The organism is Hymenobacter plasmatis (assembly GCF_020711255.1).
In the GTDB taxonomy this organism is placed as follows: domain Bacteria; phylum Bacteroidota; class Bacteroidia; order Cytophagales; family Hymenobacteraceae; genus Hymenobacter.
In genome coordinates this window covers 85,586-100,081 of record NZ_JAJFAW010000001.1, presented here as the reverse complement: position 1 = coordinate 100,081, position 14,496 = coordinate 85,586, and the positions used below count along the sequence as shown (strand labels likewise).

The 14,496-nt window shown below is 60.9% G+C and carries 14 protein-coding genes; 9 read left to right on the top strand and 5 right to left on the bottom strand.

Going from position 1 to position 14,496, the window contains the following annotated elements; genetic code table 11:
• The first annotated feature begins 172 nt into the window (after positions 1–172).
• Entirely contained in the window at positions 173–2,239 is a 2,067-nt protein-coding gene (locus tag LJ738_RS21405) for a T9SS type A sorting domain-containing protein (protein ID WP_227784359.1), read from the top strand.
• Between the two features lie 306 nt (positions 2,240–2,545).
• Here LJ738_RS21405 and LJ738_RS00430 read toward each other — a convergent pair whose 3' ends face one another.
• Positions 2,546–3,592 (bottom strand): NAD(P)-dependent alcohol dehydrogenase, encoded by a 1,047-nt coding sequence (locus LJ738_RS00430; protein WP_227784358.1) that lies wholly within the window; start codon positions 3,590–3,592, stop codon positions 2,546–2,548.
• A 122-nt stretch (positions 3,593–3,714) separates the two neighbouring features.
• Between LJ738_RS00430 and LJ738_RS00425 the strand changes: the two genes are divergently transcribed.
• The gene (locus LJ738_RS00425; protein ID WP_317206779.1) at positions 3,715–4,032 is read left to right on the top strand and encodes a DUF3817 domain-containing protein; all 318 of its coding nucleotides are present in this window, start codon (positions 3,715–3,717) and stop codon (positions 4,030–4,032) included.
• Positions 4,033–4,038: 6 nt separating this feature from the next.
• Here the strand turns inward: LJ738_RS00425 and LJ738_RS00420 are convergent, their stop codons facing one another.
• Positions 4,039–4,770 carry a DUF1990 family protein gene (locus LJ738_RS00420; protein ID WP_227784356.1) on the bottom strand — a complete coding sequence of 244 codons (732 nt, stop codon included), beginning with the start codon at positions 4,768–4,770 and terminating at the stop codon, positions 4,039–4,041.
• Positions 4,748–5,320 carry a DUF1990 family protein gene (locus LJ738_RS00415; protein ID WP_227784355.1) on the bottom strand — a complete coding sequence of 191 codons (573 nt, stop codon included), beginning with the start codon at positions 5,318–5,320 and terminating at the stop codon, positions 4,748–4,750. The genes LJ738_RS00420 and LJ738_RS00415 overlap by 23 nt, the downstream gene beginning before the upstream one ends.
• 143 nt (positions 5,321–5,463) lie before the next feature.
• On the opposite strand from LJ738_RS00415, the gene nfi reads away from it, so the two are divergent.
• Positions 5,464–6,162 carry a deoxyribonuclease V gene (gene nfi, locus LJ738_RS00410; protein WP_227784354.1) on the top strand — a complete coding sequence of 233 codons (699 nt, stop codon included), beginning with the start codon at positions 5,464–5,466 and terminating at the stop codon, positions 6,160–6,162.
• A 322-nt stretch (positions 6,163–6,484) separates the two neighbouring features.
• Here the strand turns inward: nfi and LJ738_RS00405 are convergent, their stop codons facing one another.
• Positions 6,485–7,375: a glutamate--tRNA ligase family protein gene (locus LJ738_RS00405; protein ID WP_227784353.1), complete on the bottom strand. Its 891-nt coding sequence runs from the start codon at positions 7,373–7,375 to the stop codon at positions 6,485–6,487.
• A gap of 166 nt (positions 7,376–7,541) precedes the next feature.
• Here LJ738_RS00405 and LJ738_RS00400 point away from each other — a divergent pair, with 166 nt between their 5' ends.
• From LJ738_RS00400 to LJ738_RS00375, 6 genes are all read left to right on the top strand, one after another.
• A complete protein-coding gene (locus LJ738_RS00400) occupies positions 7,542–8,060 on the top strand; it encodes an LVIVD repeat-containing protein (RefSeq protein WP_227784352.1) in 519 nt (172 codons plus the stop codon).
• Positions 8,061–8,063: 3 nt separating this feature from the next.
• On the top strand, positions 8,064–8,846 hold the full coding sequence (locus tag LJ738_RS00395) for an LVIVD repeat-containing protein (protein WP_227784351.1): 783 nt from the start codon (positions 8,064–8,066) through the stop codon (positions 8,844–8,846).
• A complete protein-coding gene (locus tag LJ738_RS00390) occupies positions 8,843–9,532 on the top strand; it encodes a DUF3575 domain-containing protein (protein ID WP_227784350.1) in 690 nt (229 codons plus the stop codon). Before LJ738_RS00395 ends, LJ738_RS00390 begins: the two co-directional genes overlap by 4 nt.
• 293 nt (positions 9,533–9,825) lie before the next feature.
• On the top strand, positions 9,826–11,292 hold the full coding sequence (locus LJ738_RS00385) for a complex I subunit 4 family protein (protein ID WP_227784349.1): 1,467 nt from the start codon (positions 9,826–9,828) through the stop codon (positions 11,290–11,292).
• A gap of 137 nt (positions 11,293–11,429) precedes the next feature.
• Positions 11,430–12,830 carry an NADH-quinone oxidoreductase subunit N gene (locus LJ738_RS00380; RefSeq protein WP_227784344.1) on the top strand — a complete coding sequence of 467 codons (1,401 nt, stop codon included), beginning with the start codon at positions 11,430–11,432 and terminating at the stop codon, positions 12,828–12,830.
• A gap of 134 nt (positions 12,831–12,964) precedes the next feature.
• Positions 12,965–13,633 (top strand): M15 family metallopeptidase, encoded by a 669-nt coding sequence (locus LJ738_RS00375; protein ID WP_227784336.1) that lies wholly within the window; start codon positions 12,965–12,967, stop codon positions 13,631–13,633.
• Between the two features lie 97 nt (positions 13,634–13,730).
• On the opposite strand, the gene LJ738_RS00370 is transcribed toward LJ738_RS00375, so the two are convergent.
• Positions 13,731–14,447 carry a 3-ketoacyl-ACP reductase gene (locus LJ738_RS00370; protein ID WP_227784335.1) on the bottom strand — a complete coding sequence of 239 codons (717 nt, stop codon included), beginning with the start codon at positions 14,445–14,447 and terminating at the stop codon, positions 13,731–13,733.
• Positions 14,448–14,496: the final 49 nt, after the last annotated feature.

Here is a 14,496-nt window from a genome sequence, read left to right as displayed (position 1 = left end):
TAAACTCAACAGTATAAAAGAAAGATTTTATTTGATTAATCGACACTTTTTTTTCGGTAAATTCCGTAAAATACTTTGTCTATCAATTTTTCATTTACACTATTTATAGCCCACTACCATGAAAAAAGCTATAATCGACAATATGTATAGTATTTATTCACTATTCAGAAAAGTGAATAAATCTGCTACGCTTCAGCTCTTGGCGGGGCTTGCGCTGATGCTGCTTTCCGGGCTTGCCAACCCCGTCCAGGCCACCGGTTTTGTCAAGGATTTCGTCATTCTGAACGGGACCCGGTACTATACCAATAGCAACGGCGGAGGCCCCGAGCCCCCGCTTCTGGGCATCAGCAGCCTGGGCAGCTTCGACCGTGGCACCGGCGTGCTGACCCTCGGGGCCGAGGCCAACACCAACGAGACCGGCAACGACGACGTGCAGGCCGTGCAGCTGTTTTACCGGGTGTATTTGCAGGGCTCGACGCCGGGCGCGTTTACCTCTTTGCCGTTGACTTTTGTGGAAGCGAGTGGCCCGGGCTCCCGAGACAAAAAATGGCAAAACATCACCAGCAACCCCAACCTATTGGCCGCTACCAGCGGTCCCGGGGTGTACGTGCTGGAACTGTATTTCCAGGGTGCTTACGATTTTAAGAGCGGTGGCGGTGGCACGGCGTTCATATTCGACAACCGCGGCGGGCTGAATTACACCACCACCTTCACCGTAACCGGCAGCGTGCCCGTGTTGTGGACGGGGGCCGTGAGCGACGACTGGTTTAACCCCCTGAACTGGAGCCCCAACACCATTCCCACCAGCACCACCGATGCCACTATTGCCTTCTTTGCTGGTGGCGCCTTCCCCTACCCCACCATCCGGTCGCAATTCGACAACCAAGGCAACCCCGTTGCTGCACAGGTGCGCACGCTGCGTATTCTGGGCAACAACGGCGCCTTGGGGGCGCGCAACTTTCTGACGGGTGGCGAATTGCGGGTGTATGGTGACTTCCAGGACCCCTTTGGCGGGTTTGGGCAGTCGGGCGGGGTATTCACCTTGGCCGGCGGCACACAAACATTTGATGGCGCGGCTTTTACAGAAGTCCACATTGAAGGCGGCGGCACCAAGCTGCTGACCAACCGCATGGACGTCCTGTCCCGGTTGGCCTTTATCGGACAGGGCGGGGTTATTTCCACGCGCACCGACAACTCAGTTGTTTATAACATCGACCTGGGCGTGAATGCCACCATCACGGGCGAGACCGAAACCAGCTTCGTACTGGGTATTCTGCGCGCCCAGCGCTTTGTGGATGCCGGGCAAACCAATTCATTCGGCAACATCGGCGTGGACCTCACCACCACCACCGCCTCCCGGATTACCCTGGCCACCCGCCTCACCGGGTACGTGTACAACGGGGTACCGCCGAGCAAAAGCGTAAAGCGCAGCTTCAGTTTCACGCCCGAAAACCCCAACGTGACGAGCTATACCATTGGCTTCCATTACCTGGATTCGGAGATAAACGGGATTTTTGAAAGCGACCTGGTGCTCTTCCGTTCGCTGTCGGGCGGCATCCCGTTCACGCCCCTGTTCCGCACCAGCATCGACTCCATCAACAACGTGCTCATCCGCACCAACATTGAGGGCACCCTGGCCGCCACCTTCACCCTTGGCGACCGGCGCGTACCACTGCCCGTGACCCTGACCAGCTTTGACGCGGTAACCAGCGGGGCCGACGCCCTGCTCACCTGGAGCACAGCCCAGGAGATAAACAGCAAAGGCTTTGAAATACAGGTGTCGGCTGACGGGGTTAGCTTCCAGAAACTGGGATTTGTGGCTTCCGAAACCCCAAACAGCAGCGCGGCCCGCACCTACCAGTACCGCGACGTGGCGGCCAGTGACCACGGCGGCACCCGTTACTACCGCCTGCGCCAGCTTGACATCGACGGCAAGCAAAGCTTCTACGGGCCGCGCGTAGTCAACTTCGGCGCGGTGGCACTAGCCTTGGTGCAGGGCTACCCCAACCCGTTTACTTCGGAAATCAACCTGACCCTACAATCCATCGCCGCGGGCCCGGCCACTGTGCGCATGCTTGACGGCCTCGGCCGCGTGGTGCGGACCTGGCAGCCCAAGCTAGCCGTGGGCACCGGTAGCCTGCAACTGCCCGGCCTGACCGCCCTGCCTCACGGCATGTACGTGGTGCAAGTGCGCTATCCAGATGGGCAAACCCAGCGCCTGAAACTGGTGAAGGACTAACCGCTTCGTGCATACTTCATACCCGCCACGAAGTGGTTTGCGAAAAACACCGTAGGGGCGGGGCTTGTCCCCGCCCGCCGTTGAACGAAATCCTTGGGTAGGCGCGAACGGCGGGCGGGGACAAGCCCCGCCCCTACAGCGTGACGAGTAGAAAAGCCCTGCGAATGGCGCAGGGCTTTTTGTGACCACCCAGGCCCAGCTCAACCTACTGCCCAACCCCGAAAGGACATAAAAAAACGGCCGGCCTTCCACGCGGAAGGCCGGCCGTTTGGGCTGGGTTGAGCTGGCGCCAGTTGAGCTAAGGTCTTAGTTCAGAGTGGCCAAATCAATAACGAAGCGGTACTTCACGTCGCCCTTCAGCATGCGTTCGTAGGCTTCGTTGATGTCGGCGATGTCAATCAGCTCAATATCCGACATGATGTTGTGCTCGGCGCAGAAGTCCAGCATCTCCTGGGTTTCGGCAATGCCACCGATAAGCGAGCCGGCGATGCGGCGGCGCTTGCCGATGAGGTTGAAGGCATGCACCTGGGGCGCTTCGGGCGGCACGCCGAGCAGAATCATGGTGCCGTCGCGGCGCAGCAGGTTCAGGTAGGCGGCCAGGTCGAGCGGGGCCGACACGGTGTTGATGATAAAGTCGAAGTAGTTGGTAACCGACTTGAGCTGGTCTTTGTCCTTGGTCACCACAAAGTTGTGGGCGCCCAGCTCCTTAGCATCGGCTTCCTTGTTGGGCGAGGTGCTGAGCACCGTGACTTCGGCGCCCATGGCAGCGGCCAGCTTCACGGCCATGTGGCCCAGGCCGCCAAGGCCCATCACGCCCACGCGGTGGCCGGGGCCCACCTTCCACTGCCGCAGGGGCGAGTAAGTAGTGATGCCGGCGCAGAGCAGCGGGGCAACGCGGGCCAAGTCCAGCTTGTCGGATACTTTGAGGGTGTACTTCTCGTCGACCACAATCTGGTTGGAGTAGCCGCCGTAGGTGGGCTGGCCGGTGCCGCGCTCGCGGCCGCCGTAGGTGCCCACCATGCCCACTTCGCAGTACTGCTCCAGGTCTTCGAGGCAGCTGGGGCAGGTGCGGCAGGAGTCGACCATGCAGCCCACGCCGGCCAAGTCGCCCACTTTGAAGTTTTTCACGTGGTCGCCCACTTTCGTGATGCGGCCCACGATTTCGTGGCCCGGCACCATGGGAAATACGCCGGCGCCCCACTCGTCGCGCACCTGGTGCAGGTCGGAGTGGCACACGCCACAGAACTGGATGTCAATCAATACGTCGTGCGGCCCAACTTCGCGGCGCGCAAAATCAAACGGGGCAAGCGGGACACTGGCAGCCGGGGCTGCGTAGGCTTTGGTAGGAATCATAAATCTGGGGTAAGGGTAAAAGTGGGCCGAAGGCCGCAGGGGGCTAAACCGAACCAGCCAACGAAGGTTTGGGGCGGCGGGCAGGAAAGTCCGGGGTAGCTTTGCAGCATTATTATACCTGTATGCCTTCCGCTATGCCCGTTATTTCAAGTCAGCTGTTGCTTACGTCTTTGGGCCGCCTGCGGCTAATTGCTTTTTTAGAAGGGGTTTCATTGTTGGTACTGCTAGGCATTGCCATGCCGCTGAAGTACCTGGCGGGCCAGCCCACTGCCGTGCGCTACGTGGGCATGGCGCACGGCCTACTGTTTGTGCTGTACGTGGTGCTGGTCATTCAGGTGGCGATGCAGCAGCGCTGGTCATTTGGCAAAATGGCGCTGGCCCTGCTGGCTTCCGTGGTGCCCTTCGGCACGTTTTGGGCCGACCGGCGCCTGTTTCACTAAGGTCCGTCAGGAGGCTGTGACCACCGGCACGGGCGGCGGGGCTGGCGTGCCCTGGGCCAGGGCCGTGGCCACCATTTCCCGCATCCTGCGCAATGATTCGCGGGCAAATTTGCGCTGGAGGCTGCGGCCAAACAGCTTAAAGCCCACCCAGTAGAAGGGGTTACGAATCTGGCCGGGCTGCGACACGGCGTGAATGCGAAACTGCACCGCGCCGGTGCTCAGGCTTTTGTGGATGGTAAAGTCTATCTGCCCGCGCTCAAAGTGGCCTTCGAGCGTGCGGTAGCCGTAGCCCCACACCCGCTCGGCCCCGTCGGGCGCGGCGTGGGCGGCCTCGTCGGTCACGCCGCTCACCCGCACGCCGAAGTAAAACTTAAAGAACAGGAACTGCGCCCGCAGCACCATCACGCGCTTTTCGAGGGGTCCATCGGGCGAGAAGATGCCGGTGATGAGGTCGGGCGGCGGGAAGGCGTAGCGGCGCAGTACGTCCTGAGCGGCCGCGAAGGAGCCGGCTGCCGCGGGCGGGCCGGGCGCTTCGGCGGGCAGGTCGGTTTCGTAGTCGTCGATGCGCCAGCCGGTGGCGCTGGTGTACTCGTTTTGGCGGCTGAAGTCGTAGTTGACTTCGGCATTGGCGTAGGCATCGAGGCGGGCACGCTGCTGCTCCCAGAGCGGCGGCGTGGTACCCGGCTTGGCCGGTGGGGCGCTGGTGGCGGGCGGGTTAGGCGTGGCGCTCGTGGTCATGGGAGCCGGTTTCGGTGTGCGTAAGGGTTTCGACGGTGACGTTGCCGAGGGCCTGGCCGCCGCTGGCCGCCGCCACCCGCCGGCAAAATTCTACCCAGGTGGCTTCCTGCACGCGCTTGCCCACGCCAATGGTATTGTAGGCAAAGGCCACCAGCCCATCGCGGGAGCGGGCCCGGGAGCGGATTTCAAACCGCAGCACGTCCGGAGACTCGTCCAGAAAATGGGCTTCGAAATGAATGCGACCGGCTTCCGGGTGGCCTTCCAGGGTAATAAACTCAAAGTGGGTGTCGCCCACTTCGGTTACGCGCACGCAGCCGTTCCAAGGGCCCAGAATGGTGATTTCGAACTCCTCGCCTACCCGCAGGCAGTCTTCTGGGCCGTCTTTCTTCTTGAAATCGGCCAGCATCTCGGGGGCAAAGTCGGCCACGTTGGCCTGTACATCACGCATAAGTTGCGTGGGTGTGTGGCGCGGCCGGGCCACGTCGATGAAGTAGCGGCGCTCGAGCCACGGGCCCGAACCAGTGGCCGCCGGCTGTTCAGATTGTTCCACGGGGAATGATGAGTTGTGAGGGATGAATTGGGAGTTGGGCACCAACTGCACAGCTTGCGTATACGCCATTTGGACATTTCGGGACATGGCCGACGACACATCCCAAAATCATAGCTCCTAATTCAAAACTCATAACTTCTCCTATGGCTTACTTCCGCCCGCCCGGTCCCCCACCCGACCCCGTTCTGGTTCAGACGCTCACCCAGCAGCAGCAGGAAATGCGCCTGCGCGTCCGCGCCGAGCCGCTGGCTCAGGAGCCGCGCCTCATCGCCGGCTGCGATTCTTCTTTCCCCACGCCCGACACCATTCTGTCGGTATTTGTGGTGCTGAAATTCCCCTCGCTGGAACTCGTGGAGAAGGTGTATAACTATGGAGTGGTGGACATGCCCTACGTGCCGGGCTTCCTTTCCTTCCGCGAAGCGCCCAACGTCATCGAGGCCTTCGCCAAGCTCCAAAACAAGCCCGATGTCATCATGGTCGACGGGCACGGAATTGCGCACCCGCGCCGCATGGGCATCGCCGCTCACCTCGGCGTGCTGCTCGATATGCCCACCTTCGGCGTAGCCAAGCAAAAGCTGACGGGCACTTTTATTGAGCCCGGCCCGGAGCGCGGTCAGATTTCGCCTCTCACCGACGCCAAAACCGGTGAGCTGATAGGCCAGGTTATCCGCAGCAAAGACAAAGTGCTACCCCTCTTTGTGAGCCCCGGCCACCGCTGCGACCAGGCCACCGCGACGCGGCTCACGCTGGCGTGCCTGCGCGGCTACAAGCTACCGGAACCCACGCGCCTGGCCGACCATTGGGCTGAGCAGTTTAAGAAAGAGGTACGGCAGACTCTGTAGCGGGGGACCTCACTCCTGTGGAACCTCACCCCTGCCGGGCACGGCCCCGGCCCCTCTCCAAAAGAGAGGGGAGCCTGCTTGTCATTGCGAGGAGGCACGACGAAGCAATCCGTCCTGGTCTCAGCGACTAACCTTCTAATGCGAAAAGCCCCAAAACAGCGCAGTGCTGGGGCTTTTTGATTTAAAAGAGTTTGTCACAGCTCAGGGTTTGTCGCAGCGAGAGGACGGATTGCCGCATTCCGCTGCGCTCCATTCGCAATGACAATCAAGCTCCCCTCTTTTTTGGAGAGGGGCCGGGGCCGTGCCCGGCAGAGGTGAGGTTCTACCGGCTGAGATGCCCCTGCAGTGTCTGCAGACTTTCCGCAGCCTCAGCCGGAAGATTCAACTGCTTGGCCACTGCTTGAAATACCGCCTGCTTTCCTTGCGCCTGGCTCAACACGCCGGCATCCAGCGGTAGCTGCTGCGACTTGGAAAGCTTCTGCCCCGCGTCGTCGGTGAGGAGGGCATGATGGTAGAAATGAACGCGCGCGGCATTAAATGGAGCTGTTTCGGAGAGCTGCGCGGCCAGCCAGAGTTGGGCGGCTGTGCTGGGCTGTAGGTCCAGGCCGCGCACAATGAGGGTGGTGCCCAGGCGCAAATCATCGACTACTGATGCGACCTGATAGGCTGCCACGCCGTCCTTTTTGCGGATAACGAAGTCGGGCATGAGCGACCCGAGGGGAATGCTCGTTTCGCCCTGCCAGCCATCGGTGAAGGCCACGGCCGTGCCGGGAGGCACGTGCGCCCGCCAGGCGGCTCCGGGCGTTTCGAGGGGGACCGGAGTATCGGTGCTGGAGGTACGGGAGCGGGTGCTGGCCGTCACCAGGTTGGGCCGTTTGGTTGTGCCCAGCAGGGCCAGGCGGCGGAGCACGGCGTTGTATTCGGGCAGGTGCAGCAGCTGGGAGTGGTGGCGCAGGAAATCGTCGGGGCCGCTGGGGCCCTGGTCGTAGTCGAGGCCGAGCCAGTCGATGACGCGGAAAATATTATCCAGGTAAGCCGGACGCAGGCGGGCGCGGTCCAGGTCGTCGATGCGCAGGTGCAGTCGCCCAGCGGCCTGCCGGGTGAGCAGCCAGGTCAGCACAAAGTTCACGGCATTGCCGAGGTGCAGGTAGCCGCTGGGCGTGGGCGCCAGGCGCGAAACGACGGGAGGCAAAGCAGCAGGGGGCAATGACATGGGGAGGCTTGGAGGCGCAAGTATAAGCCGCGGGCCCGCAGGGAATTGTTGGGCTAATAAAGTCAAGTATATAATTATTAAAACCCCTTACCTTAGGCAGCAATTGCGACAGCTCAACTACTTGACTTGCAGCTAAGCAGAACAGCTCTTTATCCGCCCCCGTGCTATGCGCCTCTTCTACTTGCCGTTGCTGGGCCTGAGTTTGCTGCTGAAAAGCTGCGTCAGCCCCAACCAAAACCCCGCGCCGGGCACACCACCCGTGTCGTACCGGCCCATTCTCATGTCGCGGCAGCAGCTGGAAACTTCGGTGGCCGGGCAGCCGCCGCGCGCCCTGCAGGTGCCAGGCAAAATCTTCATAAGCAACCGCTACCTGTTCGTCAACGAGCTGTACCAGGGCATTCACATCTACGATAACGCCGACCCGGCCAAGCCCACCGAGGTGCAGTTTCTGCGCATTCCCGGCAACGTGGACCTGGCCGTGCGCGGCAGCCTGCTCTACGCCGACAACGGCCCCGACCTGGTGGTCATCGACATCGGCGACCCCGCCCAGGCACGCGTGGTGGGCCGCACCCGCAACGCCCTGCCCGAGCTGGCGGCCCCCGTCCGCAACTTCTCCCTGCCCGCCGAATACCAACCCGCCAACCGCCCCGCCAACTCCGTGATTGTGGGCTGGGAAAAACGCTAAGCCATGAAAACCCTCCTTCTTATCCGTTTGGGCGTGTTTCTGGGCCTAGCCATTACCCTAAGCAGCGGCGGCTGCGGCGAATCGGCGTCGCCCTCCGCAGCCAATTCGGCCCCGGGCGGCGAAGGGCAGGCCGGCTCCACGGCGCGGTTCGCCCTCATGGCCAACACGCTGTACGCGGTGGACAATGTCAGCCTGCGCACCTTCGACCTGAGCACCCCGCAAACACCTACGCCCGGGCCTGTGGTGAACGTGGGCATCGGCGTAGAAACCATTTTTCCCCAGGCCCCCTACCTGTTTATCGGCAGCCAGCAGGGCATGTTTATCTATAATACCGTTGGCGGCGTGCCCAAGCTGGTGGGCACCTACACCCACACCTTCAGCTGTGACCCGGTGGTAGTGGCCGACCGCTACGCCTACGTGACGCTGCGCAGCGACGGCCCCTGCGCCCGCGGCCTCAACCAACTCGACGTGGTGGACCTGGCAAACCTGACCCGGCCCCAGCTGGCAAAATCCTACCCGCTCTCGCAGCCCTACGGCCTGGGTGTGGACAGCTCCCTGGTATTTGTGTGCGATAAAGGCATCAAGGTGTTCGACGCCCGCAACGCGCCCACGCTGGTTCAGGTCCAGTCGTTTTCCATTGCCGCTACCGACGTCATCGCCCACAAGGGCGTGCTGCTCGTCACGGGTACCGACGGCCTGTACCAATACCGCTACACCGCCGCCACGGCCACCAGTGCCGCCACGCTGCAGCAGTTGAGCCGAATCCCCGTGACCACGAAACCATGAGCCGGCCCCAGCTCAAAACCGTGTTGCAGCTGCTGGCGGGGCTGTTCCTTCTGCTGAATGCCGGTATGGCTCAAGCCCAGATTGCCCCCGATTCAGCTCAACTGGCCGTGAAGCTGGCGCTGGTTCGGCTGCTGTCGAACACTTATGAAGCGGAGGTGGAGTACCGCTGTGCCCCACGTTTAAGCATTTCGCTGCTGCCGCGGGTGGTCGCCGGCACAGCAGTGGATTATTCTACGCCGCCAAGCACGCGCAGCTCCGACGACCACGTTCGGGGCGTTGGGCTGGGCCTGGGCTCCCGTTATTACATTCCCAACACCGGCACCGAAGGCGCCAAGCTTGCCGGCGTGTACCTCGGCCTGAAAGCCGAGTACCAGCACCTGCGCTTCGCCTACCAGCAGGAAGGCTGGGGCGAAGACCTGTCGGCAACCGATGGCCTGCGTTACTACACCTTCCGCCTCCGCGAATTCACCGAAACCATCAACCGCTACGGTGGGGCGGCCACCCTGGGCTACCAATGCCAGGTGTTTCATCCGCGGCTGCGTTTCGACACGTTTCTCAGCCTCAACGCCCTGAATAGCCGCTCGAGCGCCGGTGAGGCCAGCCGCTACCGCTCGGCGCGGGCCGACTATGGCCACTCCGGCACGTTCTGGACCATGGGCATCAGCCTGGGCTTCGTAGTTAAGTAAGGTTGCCCCTACTATCAAATTGAGCTGGTAAAACCCGAGTCCCAAAGTGGCCAATTGCTACAAGCTCCGGCCATCGCAATAAAACCGAAGCAGGGCCGATAAATCATCGGTGGGCCGGGCCATGCGAAGCGTGGGAACTCGCATGGTGACTAGAAAGGCGTAAATAAGCATTACAAGATAGCCCCACTGCAGAAGTTGCACAAATACAGCGGAGCCTTACTGGTCCGTGCGTAAGTTTGCGGTCAATTTGCGGGTGGGTTCCCCACCCTGCAACGCGCCCAACCCGCTCGTTCATGCTGACTGCTGTACTGCTTTTCCTCCCTCTTGTTGCCGCTTTATTGCTGCATTTCACCAAGGGAGCCACCACCCGTGCCCTGGCCCTGGGTGCTTCCCTCCTCGAATTTGGTCTTGCGGTTTACGCCGCTTTCGCCTTCAAAACCACTGGGTCGGCCGGGTTTAACCTCGACTACGCCTGGATTCCCTCGGCCGGCATCAACTTCCACATTGGGCTGGATGGCCTGAGCTTGCTGCTGGTGCTGCTCACCACGTTTCTGGTGCCGCTCATTCTGCTGGCCGCCTTCAAGCACAAGTACGACAACCCCTCGGCGTTCTACGCCCTCGTGCTGTTCATGCAAACGGGCTTGCTGGGTGTGTTCATGTCGCTCGACGCTTTCCTGTTTTACTTCTTCTGGGAAGTAGCCCTGATTCCGATTTATTTCCTGGCCGGCGCCTGGGGCGGCGAGCGCCGCATTGCGGTCACCCTCAAGTTCTTCCTGTACACAGTGGTGGGTTCGCTGCTCATGCTGGCGGGCTTTGTGTACCTGTACCTGCAAACCGGCCCCGCCGCCGGCAGCCTGGCCTCCCACTCCTCGGAGCTGTCGGCTTTCTATAACCTGAAGCTGAGCGCGGCCGAGCAGTCGTGGCTGTTCTGGCTGATTTTCGCGGCCTTCGCTGTGAAGATGCCCATCTTCCCCTTCCACACCTGGCAGCCCGATACCTACACCGAGGCCCCGGCTCCGGCCACCATGCTGCTCTCGGGCATCATGCTGAAAATGGGCATCTACGGCACCATGCGCTGGCTGCTGCCGGTGCTGCCGCTCGGCGTGAGCCAGTGGGGTAAGCTGGTTATCATCCTGTCGGTCATCGGCATTATCTACGGCGCCATCATCGCCATCCGGCAGCGCGACATGAAGCGCCTCATCGCCTATTCGTCGCTCTCCCACGTGGGGCTGATGGCGGCCGGCGTGTTCTCGCTTACCCAAATTGGCCTGCAAGGCGCGGTGGTGCAGATGCTGGCCCACGGCGTGAACGTAGTGGGCATGTTCTTCGTGGCCGATGCCATTGAGCGCCGCACCGGCACCCGCTTCATCCCCGACCTGGGCGGCCTCACGCGGCGCACGCCCGTCTTGTCGGTGTGCTTTCTGGTGATGCTGCTCAGCACCGTGGCCCTGCCGCTCACGGGGGGCTTTGTGGGCGAATTCCTGCTGTTGGCCGGTGTGTATCAGTACAATGCCTGGGTGGGAGCCGTAGCCGGCCTCACCATCATTTTCTCGGCTGTGTACCTGCTGCGCATGTTCCAGCGCGTGATGCTCGGCCCCGATTCTGCCTTCTCCGAAACCATTACCGACCTGACCGGCGGCGAGTTGCTGGTGCTGGTGCCCCTCATTGTGCTGGTGTTCTGGCTGGGTTTGTTCCCCGGCACATTCCTGCACCTCTCGGAGCCCGCCGTGACCAACATCCTGGCGCTGGTCGGCCGCTAAAAGAACGTCATGCTGAGCTTGTCGAAGCATCTCTACTGCTTCGTTGCCATAGCATGAATTAGTTACCCGGTAGAGATGCTTCGGCAAGCTCAGCATGACGTTCCGCTTCGGCTGACGTCCTTATTAGAAGTTATTCCATGACCTCCATCATTCTTCTCTCCGTCTTCGGAATTCTCAACCTGTTCCTGGGCTTCCTGCGCTCGAACAAGGTGTTGCTCCCCGGCGCCATGCTGCTGCTGCTGGCTGTGTTCGGGGCCAACCTGGCCGACTGGAACGTGGTGCACGCGCCGTATTTCAACAACATGCTGGTGGTGGACAACTACACGGTGGCCTTTACCGGCATCGTGCTGCTTACCACCATTGTGCTGCTGCCCTTCTCGCGCAGCTACGTGCTGTCGGGCGAAACCAACCTGGCCGAATACTACGCGCTGCTGCTCTTTTCGCTGGTCGGCGCCATTATGATGGTGGGCTACGACCACCTGCTGATGCTGTTTGTGGGCATCGAAATCCTGAGCATCTGCATGTACGTGCTGGCCGGCTCCAGCAAGCGCGACTCGCGCTCCAACGAAGCCGCGCTCAAGTACTTCTTGATGGGCGCCTTTGCCACGGGCATCCTGCTGTTTGGCATCGCGCTGCTCTACGGGGCTACCGGCACCTTTGTGCTTTCGCAGCTGGCCACGGCCGTGGCCGCCCCCGCCAATGCCAGCCTGCAGCCCATGCTCTACATCGGCATCCTGATGATGATTATCGGCATTGGCTTCAAAGTATCGGCCGCCCCGTTCCACTTCTGGACGCCCGATGTGTACGAGGGCACGCCCACGTTCTTCACCGCTTTCATGAGCACCGTGGTGAAGACGGCCGGTTTTGCCGCCTTCCTCAAGCTGCTGGCTGTGGCCCTGCCCGCGGCCCAGGGCTTCTGGCTGCCCACCATTCAGGCCATGTGCGCCCTCACGCTGCTGCTCGGCAACGTGGGCGCCGCCGCCCAAACCAACACCAAACGCATGCTGGCCTACTCCAGCGTGAGCCACGCCGGATACCTGCTCATCGGCCTCGTGGCCAGCAAGGGTGTCCTCACCGGCGACGCCGCCAATGGCATCTTCTTCTACTCCCTGGCGTATTCCATCGCCACGGTGGCCGCCTTCGGCGTCCTGAAACTGGTAACCGAGCACCGCCTGCGCGACGACTATTCCAGCCTCAACGGCCTGGGAAAAACCAATCCCCTGCTGGCCTTCACCATGACGGTGGCAATGCTCTCGCTGGCCGGCATTCCGCTCACGGGCGGCTTCTTCGGCAAGTTTTTCCTATTGGCCGCCGCGGCCGGGCAAGGCTACATCGGCCTTGTCGTTTTTGCGGTAATTATGAGCATGGTGGGCCTCTACTACTACCTGCGCCCCATTATCGCCATGTATCTGCGCCCCGTAGATGGCGACGCCACGCCCGTACCGGTAGACGGCATTCAAACTGTGACGCTGGCAGTACTGGCGCTGCTCACCATCTTGCTGGGCATCGCCCCGGGCTTCCTGAGCGGCATTTTGTAATCGCAATTAATTACCAATAAAAAAGGCCTCCACTGCGGAGGCCTTTTTTATTGGTAATTAATTCGGCTCAATTTATTTATAGAAACCAGAATTTAATTGCGGGTTATATTTAATCGAATTTCGAACATTATTCCATGTACAATTTCGAAAATAAATATCGGGCTATTCACAAGATTTGGGCACTTAGTGCAGTGGTTTTAATTAGCAGCTGCGCGGCCAAACCACCGCAGGAAACCGGTGCTTTTAAGCCTTCCGATTTGGTAGAATTGCAGCGACTCGACCCGACCATTCAACTGGATATCCGGTACGCTACGAGCAAAAACCTGGTGGGTCGCCCGGTTTATACAGAAGCCCGCGCTTTTTTGCAGCGGCCAGCCGCCGAGGCCCTCGCCCGAGTCAATAAGGAATTGGAGCCGCTGGGGTATCGCCTACTGATTTTCGATGGGTACCGCCCCTGGAGTGTTACCAAGGTATTCTGGGACATTACCCCAAAGGGCAAGCGGGAATTTGTAGCCAACCCCAAAAAAGGCTCCCGCCATAACCGCGGCTGCGCCGTCGATTTGAGCCTCTGGGATATTGCCGCGGCCAAAGAAGTGCAGATGACGGGCGAATACGATGAGATGAGCCCGCGCTCCTATGCCAATTACCCCGGCGGCACGCCCGCGCAACGCGCCCTGCGCGACTTGCTCCGCAGCAAGATGGAGCAAAACGGGTTTGCCGTGCTGGAAGCGGAGTGGTGGCACTTCGACTACCAAGACTGGAAATCCTACCGCATTCAAAACGTGCCGTTCAATAAAATTTAGCTGAACAGCGCCTGCCTTTTTAGCTCAATTTCCTAAAAAGCAAAGAGCCCTCGCTACGTAAGTTGCGAGGGCTCTTTGTTAATTATTAAAATCCCGATTAGGGATTCGTGGACCACATTCCGGCTTCTTTGATAAAGATGCGACGGTTGAGCTTGAGCTGGGCCACGATGAATTCGGCCAAGTCTTCCGGCTGCATCACCTTCTCAGGGTTGCCGTCGGTGAGCTTGTTTTCCAGGGCCAGGGGCGTGGCCACGGTGCTGGGCGTGAGGGCCGATACGCGGATGTTGTGCTTGCGCACCTCCTGCATCAGTGCCTCGGTGAGGCCGAGCACGGCAAACTTGGAGGCGCTGTAGGCACTGCTGCCGGCTGCGGCCCGCTGCCCCGACGTCGAGGAAATGTTTATGATGTCGCCGGTCTGGCGCCCTATCATGTCCGGCAGCACGGCCCGGGTGACGTAGTACGTCCCGAGCACGTTGACCTGGATGATGTGCTCCCACTGCTCCGGCTCCATTTCCAGAAACTTGGCGAAGCTGCCGATGCCGGCGTTGTTGATGAGGATGTCAATCGGGCCCAGGTCCTGGTGGAGCTTGGCCACGGCCACGTTCACGGCGGTGCGGTCGGCTACGTCGGCCACGGCGGTGGCCACGATGCCGCCGTTGGCGATGATTTCGGCCGCCAGCACTTGCAGGTCGCTATCGGTACGCGCCAGCAGGCCCACGCTCACGCCTTCGGCGGCCAGTGCCAGGGCCACGGCCCGACCAATGCCTTTGCCCGCGCCCGTGACCAGGGCGACTTTTCCTTGCAGAGATTCCATATTGAGCTAAAATATTGAAGAGTTACGTTCCTATATAACTCTCAAACGG

Excerpts from the sequence above, each read along its gene's own strand:
- LJ738_RS00430 (WP_227784358.1), bottom strand. The coding sequence starts at position 3,592 with ATGATTCCTACCAAAGCCTACGCAGCCCCGGCTGCCAGTGTCCCGCTT.
- LJ738_RS00425 (WP_317206779.1), top strand. The coding sequence starts at position 3,715 with ATGCCTTCCGCTATGCCCGTTATTTCAAGTCAGCTGTTGCTTACGTCT.
- LJ738_RS00420 (WP_227784356.1), bottom strand. The coding sequence starts at position 4,770 with ATGACCACGAGCGCCACGCCTAACCCGCCCGCCACCAGCGCCCCACCG.
- nfi (WP_227784354.1), top strand. The coding sequence starts at position 5,464 with ATGGCTTACTTCCGCCCGCCCGGTCCCCCACCCGACCCCGTTCTGGTT.
- LJ738_RS00405 (WP_227784353.1), bottom strand. The coding sequence starts at position 7,375 with ATGTCATTGCCCCCTGCTGCTTTGCCTCCCGTCGTTTCGCGCCTGGCG.
- LJ738_RS00400 (WP_227784352.1), top strand. The coding sequence starts at position 7,542 with ATGCGCCTCTTCTACTTGCCGTTGCTGGGCCTGAGTTTGCTGCTGAAA.
- LJ738_RS00395 (WP_227784351.1), top strand. The coding sequence starts at position 8,064 with ATGAAAACCCTCCTTCTTATCCGTTTGGGCGTGTTTCTGGGCCTAGCC.
- LJ738_RS00390 (WP_227784350.1), top strand. The coding sequence starts at position 8,843 with ATGAGCCGGCCCCAGCTCAAAACCGTGTTGCAGCTGCTGGCGGGGCTG.
- LJ738_RS00385 (WP_227784349.1), top strand. The coding sequence starts at position 9,826 with ATGCTGACTGCTGTACTGCTTTTCCTCCCTCTTGTTGCCGCTTTATTG.
- LJ738_RS00380 (WP_227784344.1), top strand. The coding sequence starts at position 11,430 with ATGACCTCCATCATTCTTCTCTCCGTCTTCGGAATTCTCAACCTGTTC.
- LJ738_RS00375 (WP_227784336.1), top strand. The coding sequence starts at position 12,965 with ATGTACAATTTCGAAAATAAATATCGGGCTATTCACAAGATTTGGGCA.
- LJ738_RS00370 (WP_227784335.1), bottom strand. The coding sequence starts at position 14,447 with ATGGAATCTCTGCAAGGAAAAGTCGCCCTGGTCACGGGCGCGGGCAAA.